Raw genomic sequence first — 19920 nt, 5'->3', positions numbered from 1 at the left:
TAATGTTTAGATTACTGATCGTTGATGACGTTTCTATCATAGTTGATAGCTTGGGAGAATTGTTCGAGGAAAACGAGACATTGGAAGTGGAAGTGTTCAAAGCGTACTCGGCTGTAGAGGCGCTCGGGTGTTTGCGGCAGACGAAAATCGACATCGTGCTTACGGATATTAAAATGCCCGAGATGACCGGGCTCGAGCTTCTGAAGGAAGTCCGCATGCAATGGCCTCGGTGCAAGGTTATTTTTCTAACCAGCTTCAGCGATTTCGAATATGCGAAGGAAGCGATCGCTTCGGGGGGCTTCGACTATATACTGAAAACCGACGGTGACGACCCTATCCTTGAAGCGGTGGAGAGAGCGGCAGCATCGCTGCAAGAGGAAGCAATGACAGAGAATCTTCTTATTCGCACGCAGCAGCAATTGAAGGCAGCTGTGCCTGTGCTTCAGAAGGAATTGATTACCGATATCGTTCATGGCAAATCGATGCTCCCCGGACAAATGATGGCCGCTTTCCAAGAAGTGAACTTTCCGCTAGATCAACACTTGGAGGTGCTTCCGCTTATCGCCAGGGTTGACGAATGGCGGGAATCGATGAGCCCTTCCGACAAAGCGCTGCTTATTTACGCGCTGCAAAACATAGTGGAGGAATATTTGACGGATTCCGCCCATTTATTCGCTTTGCACTTTGAAAAAACAAAAATCGTCTGGTTGTTGCAGCCGAAGTTGGAATCCGACCATCAGCAGCAGCAGTGGGAAAATTTATTCCGGTTCGTCTTTGGCACGCTGGAAACGATTCAGAATTCCTGCAAGGAACTGTTGGGGCTGCCCGTATCTTTTATCGCAGGGAGGTACCCGGTCTCGTGGCAAGATCTATCGGTACAGGTGCATCATATGCGGTCGAGATTGGGCTGGGGGCTTGGACTTCATCGCGAAATGCTGATGACCGACGAACAGTTGGATTATTATTCAGAGGCCTCCGGGAACAGCATGAACGCTGCCGGGAGAGAGTTCAGATTCGACCATCTCAGCGAGCTCTACTACGATCTTGAAAATAATCAGAGGGAACTGTTTTTCGCTCGTTTGGAACAATTGATGAATGCCGTATCTACGGGTCCAGCCGTCGCTCAGAACCAGTACATCGTCTATCATGCGCTTTGCTCGATATTCTTGACTTACTCTGATCGATATTGCATCGATTTGGATGTTCTCGCACCCGATCCTGAATCTTGGCAGGAGATCGTCGCGTTTTTCAGCACGGCCGCCCATCGGATTTTCGATGGCAAATCAGCAGAGCAATCCGGCCAAACGCAGGCGGTTGTGATGAAGATTAACCAGTATATCGTCCGGAACTTGAACGGAGACAATTCTCTGATAAGGCTGGGGGAGTATGTCAACCTAAATCCGTCATACCTATCGCGATTGTATAAAGAGGCAACAGGCAAGGCTTTGTCCGACTATATCGCGGAAATCCGCATTCAAGCGGCCGTTCGGCTATTGCGCGATAAAGAGTTGAAAATTGGCGAAATCGCCACTGAGATCGGTTACCAATCCAGCTTAGCGTTCTATCGTTTTTTCAAAAACAAGATGAACATGACTCCGCAAGAATACAGGCAGTCGCTGAATCTCCCACCCGTGTAAAAAAGTGTATAGGCAATGTCATGACGTGTATAAGGTTATTCGGCGGATTCCCCACTACAATTAATCTTGTAAACAATAAAAGGAGGAACAAACAAATGAAAAACAGGGTCAAGTCCGCATTCCTATTGGTCATCCTTGCTTCACTCATGCTTTCCGCGTGCAGTAAAAATAATGACGCCAGCCCATCAGAGAGCTCATCCGGCACGTCAAGCGTTTCTCCATCCGAATCCGGTTCCAGTTCTGTTGCGCCAAGCGACGGAAAATTTGACCCGCCAATTACTTTGACAACAGTTGGCACGGTTGCACCCACCGTTAAATATGCTTCCGGCGATTCCGTCGACAATAATCCATGGACAAGGGAATATGAGAAGCGCTATGGTATCAAGCTTAAAACATTATGGACGGTTGATGATAGCCAGTGGGAAACAAAAACGAATTTAATGATTGGAACCGGCGACATTCCTGACTTCTTTAAGGCATCCCCCGCTCAATTCAAGCAGTTAGTTGATGCGGATTTGCTTGCCGATCTAACATCCGCGTTTGAGAGCGCACCCGATAGGGCGGCCAAGATTTTGACCGAAGGCGGAAATGCAGCCCTTGATTCGGCAAAATTTAACGGCAAGCTGATGGCAATTCCTTTCACGGGCGCACCTAAAGAAGGATCGCAAATGGTTTGGATACGTACGGACTGGTTGCAGAAGCTCAGCTTGCCGGAACCGAAGACGATGGATGATTTGCTCAAAATCATCGATGCCTTTACAACGCAGGATCCGGATGGAAACAGCAAAAATGACACATTCGGATTAGCGGTAGACAAAGATTTTACGACATTAAAAGGATTCTTTAACGGCTATCATGCCTACTACGATATTTGGATCAAAGACGCAGAAGGCAAGCTTCAATACAGCAATATTCAACCCGAGATGAAAACGGCTCTTCAAAAGTTGCAGGAATTGTTCAAGAAAAAGCAGATTGACCCGGAATTCGGCACTAAGGATTTTTCCAAGGTGGCCGAGTCTATCGTGAGCAGCAAAATAGGGGTCATGTTCAACTCTCCTTATGCCGGTCTTTATCCTCTTCAATCGAACGTAGATCAGGATCCGAAGGCGGAGTGGAAAGCGTTTCCGATTGTATCCGCGGATAGCCAGCCTGCAAAAAATCAGACAGCTCTAGGCGTATTGGGTTACTGGGTCGTGAAGAAGGAAGTGGAGCATCCGGAAGCTTTATTCTCCATGTTGGATCTGTGGGTGGAAATGTTCTACGAGAATAAAGATGATGCGCTTAATAAGCAGTTTATTAATGACGGCAACACGGAAATTTGGCAGATGAATAAGATAGCGGCCTATCGCGCATTCAAGAATGCGGATCAAAGAATTAAAGTCACCCATGCGCTGGAGACGAAAGATACTTCGGAATTGACCGGTGATGACAAGGGCGTATACGACAAAATTTCGGCTTTCCAGGCCGGAGATCGCAAGCTTTGGGGATGGAATGCCATCTTTGGTGCGGAAGGCTCTATGGGAGTAACGGACCAGTACAGAAAAAATAATGCATATGTCAGCGATGAATTCATTGCCGCGCCGCTTCCGGCCATGACTGAACGCGGTGCGGATATCGGGAAATTTATGAATGAAAGATTCACAAAAATCATTTATGGCGCTTCGTCGATTGATGAATTCGACAAATTCGTTTCGGATTGGAAGCAACGCGGCGGAGACGCGATTACCTCCGAAGTCAACGATTGGTTCGCAAACCGTTAGGTGATTCATAACGAATAGGAATCACGGGGATGCAGCTGCTTGTCCCGTGATTCCTATTTTTCAAGGATCGAAGGAAAGGAGGGGCTAGTTTGAAGCGCTCGACCATCTCGAATATTCCCTTGCATCTTTTGTTGCTGCCGGCTGTCATTATCGTTCTGATCTACAGCTACGGGCCGATGTTCGGTATTGTCATCGCATTTCAGAACTTTATTCCGGCCAAAGGTTTCTTAGAATCGAGTTGGGTCGGTTTGAAGCATTTCCGATTTATTCTCAGCCTGTCTGATACCTATGAAGTGCTCGGAAATACTTTATTTATATCGGTCATGAAAATCATTGCCGGCTTAGTCGTCCCATTGACCGTGTCTCTTATGCTGAATGAAGTTCGGCAAAGGTTTTTCAAACGTTCTGTCCAGACGCTTGTTTATTTGCCCCATTTTTTGTCCTGGGTCATTCTGGGCGGTGTGCTGATCGATATTCTCTCTCCCTCCAGCGGGATTGTTAATGCGGTTCTCGGGCTGTTCGGCATAGAACCGATTTATTTTCTGGGAGATAATCGTTGGTTTCCTTATGTCCTTGTGTTTTCGGATGTGTGGAAAGAATTCGGGTTCAGCACGATTATCTATTTGGCGGCATTGTCCGGTATTAATCCGGCTTTATATGAAGCTTCACTGATGGACGGAGCCGGGCGACTACGGCAAACCTGGCATATTACATTGCCCGGAATGCGCCCGATTATCGTGGTTCTAGTAACGCTTAGTTTAGGAAATGTGTTAAATGCCGGTTTCGAGCAGGTGTTTAATTTATACAGTCCCCTTGTGTACGACAGCGGCGACATCATTGATACCTACGTTTATCGGATGGGCTTGATTTCCGCTCAATATGGTCCGGCAACGGCGATCGGGCTATTCAAATCCGTCATTTCGTTGGGGCTCATCTCCTCAACCTATTATTTGGCGTACCGACTTGCCAATTATAGAATTTTTTAGGGAGGTGTCGGAATTGTGCATACAACAAGATCCCAGCAGGCTTTCCAGATCATTAATTTTATCATTCTTGGGTTGCTAAGCATTATGTGCATTTTGCCTCTGATCCATATTCTTGCCGTTTCATTCAGTTCAAGCGCGGCTGCGACGGGCGGAGCCGTAAAGCTTTGGCCGATAGGTTTTAACTGGAGTTCTTATGAATACGTCATCAGTTCAAATCGCTTCCTTAATTCTCTCGGCATAACCTTTCAACGGGTACTCTTGGGCGGGCTGGTCAATATGATTTTGATCGTTATCACTGCTTATCCATTGTCCAAGGAGAGCGAGCGATTTAGACCACGGACGTTTTACGCCTGGTTTTTCCTACTAACGATTTTGTTTAGCGGAGGCTTGATTCCCATCTTCATGATCATTCGCGAGACGGGGATCATGGGTTCGATATGGGCTTTGGTTTTACCCGGCGCTGTGCCCGTCTTTAGCATTATACTCATGCTGAATTTTTTTCGCGGACTTCCCCGGGATTTGGAGGAAGCCGCGTTCATCGATGGCGCAGGACATCTGAACACCCTCTTTCGCGTCTACGTTCCGCTTTCTTTGCCTGCTTTGGCGACGATTTCACTGCTCACGATTGTCGGTCATTGGAATGCATGGTTTGACGGGCTTGTTTTTATGAATTCCCCGGATCGATATCCGCTGCAAAGCTACTTGCAAACGATTATTATTCAGCAGGATTTCACGCAAATGACCGAACAGGACATTAAGAAAATGCAATTAATATCGGACAGGACGATTAAGTCTGCCCAAATCTTTCTGGGATCGCTTCCTATATTGCTGTTGTACCCTTTTCTGCAAAAGTACTTTGTCACGGGCATTACCCTGGGAAGCGTTAAAGAATGACCGATGATGAAGAGGAGTGATCATACTTGGAATCCTTATTAAACAAGCAAAAGCCATGGTACAGCAATAGCTACCGCAGAAATCTCGTCGATATGCACATTCCGGAATGGGATGTATCCTTCATGAGCCAGTTCGATCCCGATCGCTATGTTGAATTGCTGAAGATTGCGCATGTGGACACGGCATTGGTGTATGCCAACTCTTGCCTTGGCATATGTAATTGGCCTACCGAAGTCAGTCATATGCACAGGGGCTTGGGTGGAAGAAATCTGGTGGGCGATGTTGCGGTTCGATTAAAGGAAGCGGGAATCAACTTCATCATCTACGCGAATTTCTGGAATAAAACGGCTTACGATGCCCATCCCGATTGGCGCTTCGTGTCGTCTGACGGGCTGGGAACGGCCGAATATTTATGGGATCCCGGAAGGTACGGCGTATGTTGCTTCAATACGCCTTATCGCAAGTTTATGCTGGATCAAATTGAAGAGCTCGCTGTGAATTATGAGTTTGCGGGCATGTGGATCGACATGATTCACTGGCCCTACTCGCCCTGCTATTGCCACGGTTGCAGAGCCAGATACAAGCAAGAGCAGGATGCCGATCTGCCAAGAGTCGTAGATTGGTCAGATCCGCAATGGATTCGCTTCCAGCAAACGAGAGAAAAATGGTTGGCCGAATTCACGGAGGAAATCACAAATACGATCAAGCGGCATAAGCCGAACGCATCGGTCGGTCATCAGTGCGCCTCATGGGCAACGGGTTGGCAAAATGGCTTGACTAATGACTTCTTCAAGCAATGCGATTACGTCAGCGGCGATTTTTATGGGGATGCGCTTCAGCAGACATTCACCTGCAAGGCATTGTATCATCTGTCGGAGCATTCTCCATTTGAATTTATGACTTCCCGTTGTCCTGATTTAACTGATCATACAACGAGCAAATCGAAAGAGATGCTAAGGGCGCAAACCTTCTCGGCCATAACGAACGGCGGGGCATTCCTCTTTATCGATGCCATTGACCCGAAAGGTACTCAGAACGAAAAGGTTTATCGAACGATGGGCGACATTTACCGGGAAGTAGAAGCATATGAGCCGTATCTGGATTCGGATGCCGTTGCGGTTAGAGATGTTGCCATCTATATCAATTTTGAGTCCTTAATCGATCTGGGCGACAACGGAAATTCCGTACTGAGCGGCTCCCTTGAGAAGCCTCTTATCCGATCCGCGATGAACGCGGCAGGATCATTGCTGGATGCCAATATTCAATTCGGTGTTATTACAAAGAAAAATTTGCAAGAGCTAAACCGGTTTTCCGTCATTGTTTTACCGAACTTGCTAAGGTTGGACGACGAAGAAATCGAGGCTATCCGCGCCTTTGTCCGCGATGGCGGGGGAATTTATGCCAGCCACGACACCTCCCTCTATGATAAGAGCGGAAACAAACGCCCCGACTTCGGCTTATCCGATGTATTCGGTCTTTCTTATGCTGGAGTAACCGAAGAAGAGATTACTTATATGGCGCCAACGGAACATGCCGCTTCATTTTTCCCGGAACACTCGGCCGATTATCCTGTGGCGATTACAAGTTCCCAAGCGCGAGTAAGATTGCATGAAGGCAGCCGTTCGGAAGTATTGGCGACACTGACATTGCCTTATTTCAATCCCAAGAACCCGAACCGTTTCGCATCGGCTATAAGCAACCCGCCGGGTATAGCGACAGAGGAGCCGTCCCTTGTCCTTAACCGTTATGGAAAAGGCATGAGTCTCTACTGCGCCGGAGAATTTGAAAAAATGAAGGGGGACGATCATAAAAAAGCATTCGTTCAATTGATAGGGCTGGTGCGCGGAAGCCGGTTTACGTTGGAGAGCGACGCTCCGAAGCCGGTGGAACTGGCGCTTTATCGCAATCGCGGAGGCAGCTTGTCTCTGCGGATGCTCAATTTTCAGTCAGAACTTCCCAACATTCCGGTAGAGGGTTTATCCGTTGCGATCAAATGGGAAGGCACGGAGACCCAAGCCCCCGGGAGGGTCGTATTGCTGCCTGAAGAGAAGCCATTGCACTTCGAGATGAGCGAAGGGTATATCCAATTTAATGTACCGAGATTGGACACCTTTGCCATGTTGCTCATCGGAGACTGAACGTTCATTGAAAATCAATTTTGAGGAGGAATTTGTGATGAATTTTCGATTCAAAATAGCAGGCTACATGATGTTAGCCGCCGTTTTTCTTATGACGATATTTGTCCCCACTTCAAAGGCTAACGTGTTCGACGATCCAACACTAAGGCTTGATTCGGTTACCGTAAATTCTACGAGCGGCATTCCGGCTCTTTATGTCAACAACGTGAAAACTCCGGCTATTTTGTTTACCCAATGGAAAATGGCCATTCCGAATACTCCGATTACGAAGTATCCCAATTTTGAAGGCGATGCCAAATATGCCGGTATCCACATCTATCAAGTAAGAGCGAATGTCGGCAGCTCAGTGGACAAGCTTCAGCCATTATTCGACGAGGTTATTGCGAATGATCCTAAGGCACGCTTTTTGGTGACGATATGGGTGGCCAGTCCGTATGAAATGTCGATGACCGCCAATGCGACTAATGATGCGAATGTGGATACTACGGCGCTGGACCACGTTTCGTTCGGATCCGAGAAGTGGAGGGAAAATGGCGGGTTACTGGTACGGCAAATCGTCCGCGATATGAACTACAGTCAATATCGGGATCGCGTCATCGGTTACATGCTCACCGCGGGGGCAACCGGAGAATGGATGGATCCTAATATTTTCGCCAATACGGACTTTGATCGAAGCTTGAGCAATCAGATCGGTTTCAGGAATCAAAGAAAAATATACGACCGACGCGAATTTAAGAGTGGCTTGGAATGACGCAAACGCGACCCTCGATACGGTTGTCATTCCGGCCAAAGTGACGAGCGGGCCTTTTCTCGATCCTGCGGTAAACCAGCGGGTTATCGATTTCATGGAATACGATTCGCTTATCGTAGCCAAAAGCATTAATTATTTATGTTCCGCTATCAAGGATGAAACGAATAATAAAAGAATTTGCGGTGCCCCATATGGGTATACGTTTGAGAATGCCCAATTCAATAACATCTCCGGACATTTGGCTTTCTCTTATTTGTTGGATTCCCCTTACGTAGACTTTTTCGCATCTCCGTTTACTTACAATACGAGGCAATTGGACGGATATACCGGATGGCATGGATTCGCCGACTCTACGAGAAACCATGGAAAACTGTGGCTTGGGGAAGACGATACGCAAACCCACGTGAATACGCCCCCTCCGGGAAGCATAGATGCAGCGATCAAATTCGCCACGAACGAAAATGAAAGCAAGGCGATATTATGGAAAGATTTCATGGCCGGATTAACGAAAGGATTCGGTCATTGGTGGTACGACAACACCGGTCAAGGACACGTCAACACTCCAGGGCTTATCCATCAAGTCGCGTTGATGAATTCGTTAGCCGAAGCCGCGAATTCCAAACCGTTTCAAAATTGGATGGAAGTTGCGCTTGTCGTAGACGAGAAGAGCCAATTCTACCAAACGCCGGCGGAATCTTCGATCAATAACAAGTTGATTTCTTTCCGAACGAATATGGGCAAGATGGGAATTCCATTCGACGTTCTTTCATTGGACGATGTCGTTGCAGGCAAAGCAAACAACTATAAGATGTATGTGTTCGCCAATTCCTTCGCGTTAACATCCGATCAGAGAGCGGCCATCAGAAGCTTAAGGCACGATAATAAAGCGTTCGTATGGATAAACTTTCCGGGAATTATCGATATTTCAACGAAATCCGCATCTTATACCGCTTTGCAAGACATTACATGGTTGGATTTAAGATTGGCCAGCAAGGATGGAAGCGGGAACTTAACGGAAGCCCCTTTGAGCAATTTATTCAGTTCTTTCACCAATAGCAACCCGCCGCATATGTTCGCGATCGCCAATCCTAACGATACGACGTTAGCCAGTTCTCCGAACGGCAAAACAACCGTAATCAAGTCTAACAAAACGACATGGCTCTCTTATTTTGCCGATGATATCAACCTATTGACCCCGGCGTTGTTAAGAGGGATAGCCGCCGATGCCAACGTACACGTCTATAATTTCAATAATCATTTTGCGAGTGCCGACAACCGGTTCGTTGCGGTTACGCTGCCGGGCGGGGGTACGACGGAAGTGATCAAGTTCCCCATTAACGGAACGGTATACGAAGTGATATCGGATACCGAATATTCGATAACGACGAACTCGTTAACTGTAGACGCTTCCTTGCCGCGCACCTATGTGTTCTACTACGGCACAAGGGCGAGCCTGGGAATGATAAGACCTGTCGCGCCTTCCGCCACGGCCCACCACATCGATCTTGCCAAAGGAGAAACCGCGAACTTAAAAATGTATCCGACGCAAACCAAAAAACTGGATCCGGATATTATGACAGCGGAAAATTTCGAAGTAACGGAAGGGAAATCGATCTCTTGGAGCAGCGACAATCCGAGTATCGCGACGGTAAACGGTTCGGGAGAAGTGACTGCCGTATCCGTCGGGACAACGACCATTCGCGCGTCTTCCGTTGGTTTAACGGGAACTCAAATCGTTGAAGTGGTTCCGGGAAACACGTTCAAATCCATTATGATCACCGTACCGAATATTTCGATGAATAAAGGATCGACGTATTCTCCCGTTCTGAAGAGAGTGAACTTGGACGGAACCACGGCAATCATAAGCTCTTCTTCGGCAACATGGACGTCTAGAAACCCGGATACTGCTTCCGTAAGTTCATCGGGGATCATTACGGCCAATTACGACGGAGCCGTTGTCGTCGGAGTCCTATACATGGGCGAAGAAGCGTCTCTGGCTGTCAACGTAAACGATACCGCAAATATTCCGCGCGATGTTTGGTTTACGAATGCGGGCTACGTTCGATTCGATACGGTTAGCGGTTCGTTTGCCCTGAATACGCATGCGGTCGACAAAAATATCGTTGAAACGGACGTTACTGCCACCGCATCCTATTTATCATCCAATCCCGCAGTTGCTACCGTTTCATCGACAGGCGTGATCACCCCCGTCGCTAACGGAATCACGCTGATAACAGCCAGCAAGTATAACAAATATGCCTTTTGCTTGGTGGAAGTTTCCAGAGTAGAAATGGATCCAATGACAATCGGCATAGCGTCTACGATGAACGTGGGTCAAACCCAGACGCCTACCGTCACTCCGAAATCGCAATTCTCGACAGTAACAAAATCTTGGAATGTCGTAAGCGGGAATTCCGTGCAAATCACGAACGGAGGGAATTCCATTTATGCCGCATCGACCGGGTTATCCAAAGTCGAGGGGATCATCGATTTCTATTATCCAAAGTACGATATCATCACCAACGTTGTATCCGGAAGGCAAGGACATATTAGGCCGGTCTATACCGTTAACGTAAATTAAGCGCTTGTCGGGTGGAGGAGAGTTGTTATGAGCGACAACGTACGGGAGCAACGTTTGCTCAAGGTAGGCTTGATCGGAATCGGATTTATGGGCAGGGTACATCTAACCCAGTATGCGAGGCTGGAACGGGAAGGATTTCCGATCCGCTTGGTCGCGGTTTGCGACAAGGATACACTTAAATTTCAAAACCGGTTCGTGGAGGGCAATCTAAACGAATCTATCGAAAAAATTGATTTTTCACCTTATCGTCTCTATAGCGAAATAGATGAAATGTTGGAAACGGAAGAGTTAGATATCGTCGATATCGCGCTTCCTACCGATTTGCACGCGGACGTCGCCATTCGCGCGTTAAGCAAAGGGAATCACGTGCTTTGTGAAAAGCCGATGGCTCTATCTTCTGCGGATGCCATTCGGATGGTAGAAGCATCGGAAATGTATGGACGTTCGCTTATGATTGCCCAATGCCTTCGTTTTTGGCCGGCTTACGAATATTTGAAAACCTGCGTATCCGATTCAAGATATGGACAACCGCTGGCCGGCAGCTTTTTCCGGGGCGGAACGACGCCGGTCTGGTCTTCTGACAACTGGATGCTGCTCGAGGAAAGAAGCGGCGGAAGCCTGCTGGATCAGCACGTTCATGATGTCGATATGATTAACTGGCTGTTCGGATTGCCGGAGAGCGTGTCCAGTTTGGGGAAAAACGTATATCCCGGCAGCGGATTCGATATTGTGTCTACGCATTACAGATATCCGGACGGCAAGGTGATACTCGCGCAGGACGATTGGACTCTGCAAGGGGATTACGGTTTCGAGATGAGATTCCGCGTCAACTTCGAACGGGGCAATCTCGTGTTTGAAAGGAATGTATTAACGGACAACCCGGCGGAAGGCGCGGGCTTCCAGCCCGACTTGGACGAGGATTTGGGATTTTATCGCGAAATCCGTTATTTTGCCGAATGCGTGCTTGAGAATAGACCGGTGGAACGTTCACATCCGGCTGCTATTGTGGACACGATTCGTATTGCTGCAGCGGAACGCTTATCCGCTTCCATGAAAGGTGATTGGGTGAGCGTCATGCGTTAATATTATTCTGGAATACAATTAACAACGGGTTATCCCGTAAGGTCAATCCTGACCTTACGGGATAACCCGTATTTTATGACGTGGAAAGGGCTGTGGCGGGAAGAGTATAATAGATAAACGCAATCTGAAGAACTTATTGGAAGGAGCAAAGATAAAATGAGCAAACCATTGATCGTTGTTGTAGGAGCGGGGCCTGGAGTAGGTCTAAGCGTCGCTAAAAAGTTCGGGGCTCAGGAATTTCGCGTCGTGCTTGTGTCGCGGAACAAGGAGACATTGGAACAACATGCGGCGGGGCTGAGAACAGAAGGTATCGACGCCCGCGGAGTAACTGCAGATGCATCCGACACGGCATCATTAAAGGCCGCATTTGAACAAATTAAGCGTGATCACGGTTCTCCGGATGTACTCGTTTATAATGCCGCCGCCCTTATTCCGGGTACTCCATTGTCTTTGACCGAGGACAGGTTGCTGAATGAATTCAAGCTTAACGTGGCGGGGGCTCTGACCAGCGCTTTACAGGTTGCCCCAGATATGATCGAACGCAAGCGAGGGACTATTCTTTTTACAGGCGGCGGACTTGCGTTACATCCAATGGCACGGGTAGCATCGTTGTCGATCGGCAAAGCGGGCATTCGCAGCTTGGCGTTCACGTTGAACGAGGAGCTTGCGCCGCATGGCGTATTCGTTGGGACGGTCACGATCGGCGGGTACGTTAAACCGGGTACTTTCTTCGATCCGGACCGAATCGCGGAGAAGTATTGGCAGCTTTACGTGGAAAGAGAAGAAACGGAAATCGTGTTTAAGGAAGATTAATCATTCCGCATTCGCGGCGGCATGTAACTGATCACGCCAACGTACGGGGCTATCCCCGTATTTTTTTTTGAACAATCGACAAAAATAGTGAATGCTGTTGAAACCGGTTTTTTCAACGATTGTTCTTAGAGGAAGGTCGCTCCTTGTCAAATAGCTTACGGCTGCTTTCATGCGAAGCGTCTGCAAATACTCGAACGGCGTGCACTGGGTTTGCTCTTTAAATACGCGGATTAAGTAAGAAGGATTTAGGTGCACCAAGTCGGAGAGCATCTCAAGCGTAATCTCGTCGCTATATCTCCATTCCATATAATTGATAAGAATATCGACGGTCTCATGCGCGCTCCATTTCTTTTTTTGTCCGGAACTTCCTTGCTTTGAAGCGGAAAGAAGGATATGGGTAATTAATTTGAATATTTTCTGGACCTCGAGCAAACAAACCTGTTCGAGTTCTTCGTGCTGTCTGGCCTCTCTGGTAGAAAAAAGATGGTAGATAAAATCGAGGGAGTGCTGCATCGTTGAAGTTAATAGAGTATGTGAGGAAGTTGTCTTGTCGGATTGCATTAAGTTCCAGCGATCTACATGATACGTCGTAAAAAAAGGGTCGTCGACTTCGCTTATTTCCAAGAAACAGCAGGTCATCTCAGCTCCCATGCTTTCCAACACATGGGGGGTGGACGGGGAAATCAAAAAAATAGCCGGCGCTTCCACCACACTGCAATTATGCGCCCATTGAAATTTTGCGCTTCCTTTGGTGATGTATAGAATTTCGAAATGATCCGTGTGAATGCCTCCTAAAGGTGATGCTTCCGACTTGCTAATCGTAATCGAATTGCATGTGCGTATTTTCAATCTGGTCACCTCACGGATTAATGGAATGTCAATGCAGTGCTATTAATTTTTATTTATATAAGTGATTTTGCTTATAGATAAAGGATTTTTAATTTAAAGAGAAATATAGAGTGCAAATACTGTATGCGCTTTCTATTATATACTTAATCTTAGAAAAACAGAAGTTTAGATGAATAAGAGGTGAGTTCCATGTAATTAGGCTGTTTATATTCAGTACAGGGCTAGATTGAAAATGATTTATACCATTAATAATTAGGGGGATACAATTCATGCGTAAGTATTCGAAGTCAATTGCTATTGTTTTAGTTATACTGATGTTTGCAACGGCCATTATAGGTTGCAGCAGTAAATCAAATAAGGATGCAGCTTCCAGCTCACCGACAGCGGGTGCGTCAGAGAGTCCCTCTGCTTCTGCATCTGCCTCTGCATCAACTGAAACGGAAAGCAATACTTACCCGGAAAACGGGCTGCCGAAAGACCAGGAAGTCACATTGAAATTTGGATTTTGGGAAGCCGGCGCCGGCAGAGAAGGCATCGACTTCGCGATGAAATCTTTCTCCGATAAATTCCCGAATGTAAAATTCGATACAACGTATTCCCCGGATATCTTCAAGCTAGTCGACACGAAAATAGCTGCCGGCGATGACAATGATATGTTTGATATTTTCACGGCAGGAGGAGCAGCCAACTTAAACCAGCTCGTTGATGAGAAAAAGCTTGAACCGCAAGAAGATTTGTGGGATCGGGATGCCTATGATGCCCCGGGCAAGAAGCTGAAAGAGGTAACGATCGACGGTCTATATACCGGAGCACAACGTTATAACAAAGTATCCTATAACCTCCCGGATTCAGGATGGACGGGCGGACTCTATTACGATAAAGCATTTTTTGAGAAAAATGGATGGAATCAAGACCCGAAAACCTGGGATGAATTCATTGCTTTGCTTGATACGATCAAGGCTGCCGGCGTCATTCCGATCACTTACCCGGGGGTATACAGCGTATATCTTGAATTTGGATTTGGTCCTAAGAATTTTGAAATCGCAGAAGGCAACGGAAATTTAGATGCGTTCTATAAAAACTATAAAAGTTTCGGTACACCCTGGTATACCGCTCCGGAAACAAAAGAAAAATGGAATCGCATTTATGAAATGGGCAAGAAAGGTTATTTTCCAGACGGGGTAGCGGCAATTAATCATACGCAATCTCAAATGCAAGTTATGCAGCATAAAGCAGCTATGGTCGTAACCGGCAGCTGGGTTCAAAATGAAATGAAAGATGCTACGCCTGAAGGATTTGTTTGGGGCTACATGGGTGTTCCTGCGAAAAATGCCGATCAAACAACATGGTTGAGAAACGGTGTTCAAGGCGGCATCAATATTTGGGCAGCCAAACCGGACTTGAACAAAAAGTGGGCGAAGGAATTTGCTCTCTGGCTAATGAACCTTGATGTTCAAAAGGCGGCGGTGGCCTTGAGCGGATCCATTCCCGTCCGTAAAGATTTCGGTGATGACCCAGCGCGGTTGGATGCGCTTCAGGATGCACCGAAAGCAGTCACGGCCTATACTTCCCAGCACAAAGTACGCTTTGAGAACCAAACGCAGGATGTCACTTTAACCGATCCTGCTTGGGCGCAATCAGATAAGACATTAGCGGATGCGATCCCTGCGATTACGAATGGGAAAAAGGATCCGGGGCCTGTGTTGGAAGCTGCTGAAAAACTGTTGGAAACAGCATTGGCTAAACAGAAAAAATAATCTTCATTAAGAAATGGGGGGGGGGCTTACCTCCCCTTTTCCAACCAACTAAGAGAGGGGGCAGAGCCAATGCTTCATATTTTACGAAAATCTTGGTATCAGAAAACTTCAACACAAAAACATATATTTATTTTAATCGCAATAGGACCGGCACTATTAGGTTATCTGCTGTTTACCCTATACCCGAACATCACATCCGTTTACTATTCTTTATTGTACTGGACCGGAGTTACAAAACCTGATTATGTCGGCTTTGATAATTACGTTAAAATTGCGCATGATCACTTTTTCTGGAACGCTCTGTATCATAATTTTTTATATACGCTGATTATTCCTCCGCTAATTCTTATTATTTCATTGTTTCTTGCTTATTTATTAACCTATAAAGGGTATCGGGAAAGTTCGTTTTATAAAGTTTTATATTTCTTTCCCAATGTGCTCCCGGTCGTCGTGATTTCCCTTTTATGGGCTTTTATATATGATGGGAATTTTGGCCTGATAAACGCTTTTCTCAAAATGATATCTATTGATATTGGAGAATATTATTGGCTGGGACATGAGAAAACAGCTTTTTGGGCAATCATTCCGCCAACTGTGTGGGCTGGCGTAGGTTTTTATGTAGTGATCATCATGAATGCGATGGCTGCCATTCCGAAATCGTTATACGAATCGGCGATCCTAGAAGGGGCGAGCCATACTCAACGTTTATATCATATTACCATCCCGCTTATTAATGGGGTTCTGCGAGTTTGTCTTTTATTTATCGTACTTGGGTTATTCAGAAATTTTGAACTGATTTTAGTTTTGACCAATGGCGGTCCATCCGGCTCTACAGATGTGGTTGGTCTATACATGTTTAATTACGCTTTTGGTTCCAAAGTAGGAACCGCTACTATTCATGATTATGGTTATGCTTCTGCAATTGGGATGTGTTTGTTTGTGATTTTGATCAGTATTAAATTAATCATGGATAAGTTCTTGCCGGATAAAACAGTAGAGTTTTGATTTAAATTGCAAGGGGCGGAGGGATATTGGGTGGTTGAAAAACGATTGCTTAGCGATTATATTTGGCGATTCGTGCTGCTGATCTGGGGGTCCAGTATCTTATTGCCTTTAATATGGATATTCTATGAAGCGCTAAAAACGAACGTAGAGTTTTTTGCGGATATATGGGCGTTACCTTCGAAAGCCAATTGGAAGAACTTTTCTAATGCTTGGACAATGTTTGGTATAGGGCAATCCGTACTTAATACGCTTTATTATGTGGGCGCAAGCCTTATCATTGGGACCTTTCTCGTGGCTCTTAAAACATATGCTTTAGTTAGATTGGAGTTTCGGGGAAGAAAATTGATTTGGGGCTTGATTATGCTTTCCCTATTTCTACCTGGAATCACCGCATTGGTCCCTCAATATGTCTTAATGAGGTCCATACATTTAACGAATAGTCTGACGGGATTAGTTATCCTCGATAGTTTCGGTGAAAATGTATTTTTTTTACTGCTTCTTGCGGGTTTTATGAAATCGATCCCGAAGGAAGTAGAGGAAAGCGCCTTTATCGACGGGGCTTCTTTGTTCAAAGTGTTTTTTCGGATCATTTTACCGCTTTCCATGCCTGGGATCGTCACAGTAGCCATTTTTAGATTTTTGGGACTGTATAACAATTTTATCGGTCCTTTTATCTATTTAAGCGATCAAAAAAAATACACGATCGGCCTTAATATATATAACGCTAATACAATGATGCAGTATAAATCAAATTGGGTGACTTTATTTGCGGGCGTCATGATTGTCTTAATCCCTTCAATCGTGGTGTATGTATTATTCCAAAAACGGATCTTAGAGGGTGCAACGCTTGGTGCAGTTAAAGGATGATGTGAAGCCTATTCTTCGTGAGAAGATTACGATAGTACAGGCTTATTAAAGCGCTTCCAAGGGTGCTAAAAAAAGGAGTTGTTCAATGATGAGAGATTGGAAAAGAAAGTCAAGCTTGAAATGGGGAGTATTGCTCTCCATGTGCTTGGTGTTGGCGACCGGGGGCGGAACTGCTTTCGCTTCCGGAACGGGAGAGTTCCATATCGGCGGCTTCCAGCAGCCAATAGCCAAAAATGTGGACTACAACACGAACGCGAACTGGGCAAACGTTGCGAATGCTTATATCGACAGGATGATGTCCGTTGAACTTGGCTACGGATACCCCAACAAGGCAGAGAATGAAACCGGCATTGTCAACAGCAACGCAAATAACGTACAGTTGTACGTTACCGACGGCAGTCTTTACGGCTTCCAAAGTTACACGGCCGCGGATTACGCAACACTGGAAAGTAATTTGACCCCATACAAGCTGGATTCCCGTGTCAAAGCGATTAACTACAAGGACGAGCCTGCGGCATGGAACATCGAAGGCTTCGCCAACACGCTTAGACATGCCAGGGCATTCGCTCCGCAGCTTGATTACTTTATCAATCTCTTGCCCTCCTTTGATGAGTACAACACCTACGCTACATCCGGAAAGCTCGCCTTATCGAATTCAGGAGCGCGGCAGGATGGGACTTATGTCACCTCGACTCAAAGATTGGGCCAAACGATCAAGATTCCAGCGGGGATGACCGTACTGCAAGGCGTCGATATGATGATCGATATGCGGCAATGGTCCCCGAATGAAATGCTGACCCTTCGCTTATGGACAAGCACAGCGAAAACCACTCTGCTTTCGGAAGCATACGCGTGGGGCAACAACAGCAGCTTGGAAAGAGATTTCTATCCTTATTTTGTCCTCAACGCTCCTGTAACGAGCGGGACGACCTATTACCTGGAATTGACCCATAATGGCGGGGGCGATAATACCGTAGGCTGGGTCATGCGTTCGAATTCCGACATTTACCCTGATGGGTCCGCCTATGTGAATGGCGTTGCGCAATCCAACGATTTCTTCTTCCGGTTATACAAACCTCGTGACAATACGCCGGACGTCACTTCTCCGGGAAACACGGACGGGGATTATGTGTCCACCGGCACAAGAATCGGTCAAACCTTTACGACGCCTAGCAGCGTCAATCGCAGGCTCAGTTATATTCAGATGAATATCGATTCCAGTCAATGGAACATCGGCAACCAGCCGCTCACAGTAACGCTATGGGACAATTCGTCCCGAAATACCAAGATTGCCACATCGGATACGTACACGAGCTCGAACAATGGGAATTATCCTATTTTCAAGCTGAACCAACCCGTAAAGCCTAATACGTCTTATTATTTCGAGCTGACAAGCACAAGCGGAACACCGCTCGGTTGGGTAACCAAAGGCACCTCCAGCACCTATGCCGGCGGACAAGGCTATAAGAACGGTACGCCGCTTTCCGGCGGAATCGATTATTACTTTAAAGCCATCTTCGGCAGCAATTATGAAAACTACATCGATGATATGCTCGACATCAGCGGTCACGACGAGCTGCTGTTTGACAACTACCCATTCCAGGGGGGAACTGCTTTTGATTCCACCTATTTCCAGAATGCAGAATTGATTCGTGAACGCGGCTTGGCCCATGATGTCAAATATGGGGGCTTCCTCCAAAGCACCAAAATTACTGACCTCAGCGGAAACGCGTTCTTACGAGCCCCTAATCTGGATGAGAAAAGATTTAATGTATATACGTACTTAACCTATGGATTCAAATTGATGTATTGGTTCACTTACTGGCAGCCTATATCGCCATGCTGCGGGGATGTCATCTTCTCGGATACGCCGGTCTCTACAACGGGGACGCTTCAGCCGGCTTATTATCACATCCAAGCTTTGAACAAAGAGATGTACTATCTGGGGAATACCTTGAAGAATTTGACTTCCCAGGCCGTGTATCATTCCGGCACTGCGATTCCTAAAGGAACCGTTCCGATTCCAGCATCCTTCTTCGTGAAGCCGGCCGATATGACACAGCCGATTCTAGAAGGATACTTCACGGATGCGAGCGGCCGCAAATACGTCATGCTGACCAACCGGGACTACAACAACGCGCGCACGCTTGATTTTAACTTTTTCCCGAAACCGGCCTCGCTTACGGAAATCTCCAAAACCACAGGACTCGAGGTCAGCACGGGATTTAGCTACAATGCTTCAACGGGAGTGCTGAACATCGCGCTTGGTAAAGGTGAAGGCAGATTGTTTGCTCTGTCCAATACGACAACGAATGACAACCTGATCGCGAATCCCGGATTTGAAAGCGGAACGACATCATGGGGAACAGCTTTTAGTGGAAGCCTTACAGCAGATTCAATCGTCAAAAGCTCGGGAACTTACAGCGGGAAAATCACCTCCAGACCCTATGCGCACAGCAGTCCGACGCAAGATTTAACGTCTGCGTTAACAACAGGAGGTCAAGGACTTTATAATTTGTCGGGGTGGATCAAATTAGCCGCCGGAGCAGATCGAGCGCAAATCGTCATACAAATCAAAGATGATTTAGGGACGCATTGGTCATATACGGATTATACATCTGTCAACAGCATCGGATGGACACAATCCGCTAAATCAACCAACATCAATTGGACGGGTGCGTTGCAATCGGCGATTCTATATGTACAGACCGAATCGACGAATAACTACGATATGTATGTGGACGATTTTGTGCTAACCCACTAACCCTGTCCGGATTTGAATCCAATTCATCTATAAGG

The 19920-nt window shown here is 46.6% G+C and carries 14 protein-coding genes; 13 read left to right on the top strand and 1 reads right to left on the bottom strand.

All coding sequences use genetic code 11. From position 1 onward, the window contains the following. The first annotated feature begins 2 nt into the window (after positions 1 to 2). The 9 genes from K7P76_RS11570 (at position 3) to K7P76_RS11530 (ending at position 12643) form a co-directional block, all read left to right on the top strand. Entirely contained in the window at positions 3 to 1637 is a 1635-nt protein-coding gene (locus tag K7P76_RS11570; protein WP_232185457.1) for a response regulator transcription factor, read from the top strand. 95 nt (positions 1638 to 1732) lie between these two features. Then, positions 1733 to 3397 (top strand): extracellular solute-binding protein, encoded by a 1665-nt coding sequence (locus K7P76_RS11565; RefSeq protein ID WP_232185456.1) that lies wholly within the window; start codon positions 1733 to 1735, stop codon positions 3395 to 3397. An 89-nt stretch (positions 3398 to 3486) separates the two neighbouring features. Further along, positions 3487 to 4383: an ABC transporter permease gene (locus K7P76_RS11560; protein WP_232185455.1), complete on the top strand. Its 897-nt coding sequence runs from the start codon at positions 3487 to 3489 to the stop codon at positions 4381 to 4383. Positions 4384 to 4395: 12 nt separating this feature from the next. Then, entirely contained in the window at positions 4396 to 5277 is an 882-nt protein-coding gene (locus K7P76_RS11555; protein WP_373692387.1) for a carbohydrate ABC transporter permease, read from the top strand. A gap of 26 nt (positions 5278 to 5303) precedes the next feature. Then, positions 5304 to 7415, top strand: a complete 2112-nt coding sequence (locus K7P76_RS11550) for an alpha-amylase family protein (RefSeq protein ID WP_232185453.1) — start codon at positions 5304 to 5306, stop codon at positions 7413 to 7415. Positions 7416 to 7452: 37 nt separating this feature from the next. After that, positions 7453 to 8166 (top strand): hypothetical protein, encoded by a 714-nt coding sequence (locus K7P76_RS11545; RefSeq protein ID WP_232185452.1) that lies wholly within the window; start codon positions 7453 to 7455, stop codon positions 8164 to 8166. Continuing rightward, positions 8153 to 10747, top strand: coding sequence for an Ig-like domain-containing protein (locus K7P76_RS33435; RefSeq protein WP_232185451.1), 2595 nt, complete (start codon positions 8153 to 8155; stop codon positions 10745 to 10747). Before K7P76_RS11545 ends, K7P76_RS33435 begins: the two co-directional genes overlap by 14 nt. A 27-nt stretch (positions 10748 to 10774) precedes the next feature. Then, positions 10775 to 11830 (top strand): Gfo/Idh/MocA family protein, encoded by a 1056-nt coding sequence (locus K7P76_RS11535; protein ID WP_232185450.1) that lies wholly within the window; start codon positions 10775 to 10777, stop codon positions 11828 to 11830. A 156-nt stretch (positions 11831 to 11986) separates the two neighbouring features. Next, entirely contained in the window at positions 11987 to 12643 is a 657-nt protein-coding gene (locus K7P76_RS11530) for an SDR family NAD(P)-dependent oxidoreductase (protein ID WP_232185449.1), read from the top strand. On the opposite strand, the gene K7P76_RS11525 is transcribed toward K7P76_RS11530, so the two are convergent. Then, positions 12644 to 13492, bottom strand: coding sequence for an AraC family transcriptional regulator (locus K7P76_RS11525; RefSeq protein ID WP_232185448.1), 849 nt, complete (start codon positions 13490 to 13492; stop codon positions 12644 to 12646). It abuts the gene before it with no gap. Positions 13493 to 13761: 269 nt separating this feature from the next. On the opposite strand from K7P76_RS11525, the gene K7P76_RS11520 reads away from it, so the two are divergent. The 4 genes from K7P76_RS11520 to K7P76_RS11505 all read left to right on the top strand — a co-directional run bounded on the left by K7P76_RS11520 (position 13762) and on the right by K7P76_RS11505 (position 19885). After that, on the top strand, positions 13762 to 15249 hold the full coding sequence (locus K7P76_RS11520) for an extracellular solute-binding protein (RefSeq protein WP_232185447.1): 1488 nt from the start codon (positions 13762 to 13764) through the stop codon (positions 15247 to 15249). A gap of 69 nt (positions 15250 to 15318) precedes the next feature. Then, entirely contained in the window at positions 15319 to 16254 is a 936-nt protein-coding gene (locus tag K7P76_RS11515; protein WP_232185446.1) for a carbohydrate ABC transporter permease, read from the top strand. 30 nt (positions 16255 to 16284) lie between these two features. Beyond that, a complete protein-coding gene (locus tag K7P76_RS11510; RefSeq protein ID WP_232185445.1) occupies positions 16285 to 17121 on the top strand; it encodes a carbohydrate ABC transporter permease in 837 nt (278 codons plus the stop codon). Positions 17122 to 17206: 85 nt separating this feature from the next. Continuing rightward, entirely contained in the window at positions 17207 to 19885 is a 2679-nt protein-coding gene (locus K7P76_RS11505; protein WP_232185444.1) for a carbohydrate binding domain-containing protein, read from the top strand. Positions 19886 to 19920 lie beyond the last annotated feature (35 nt).

Source organism: Cohnella silvisoli, assembly GCF_021190915.1.
Taxonomy (GTDB): Bacteria; Bacillota; Bacilli; order Paenibacillales; family Paenibacillaceae; genus Cohnella; species Cohnella silvisoli.
This window is presented reverse-complemented; position numbering and strand designations above follow the sequence as displayed.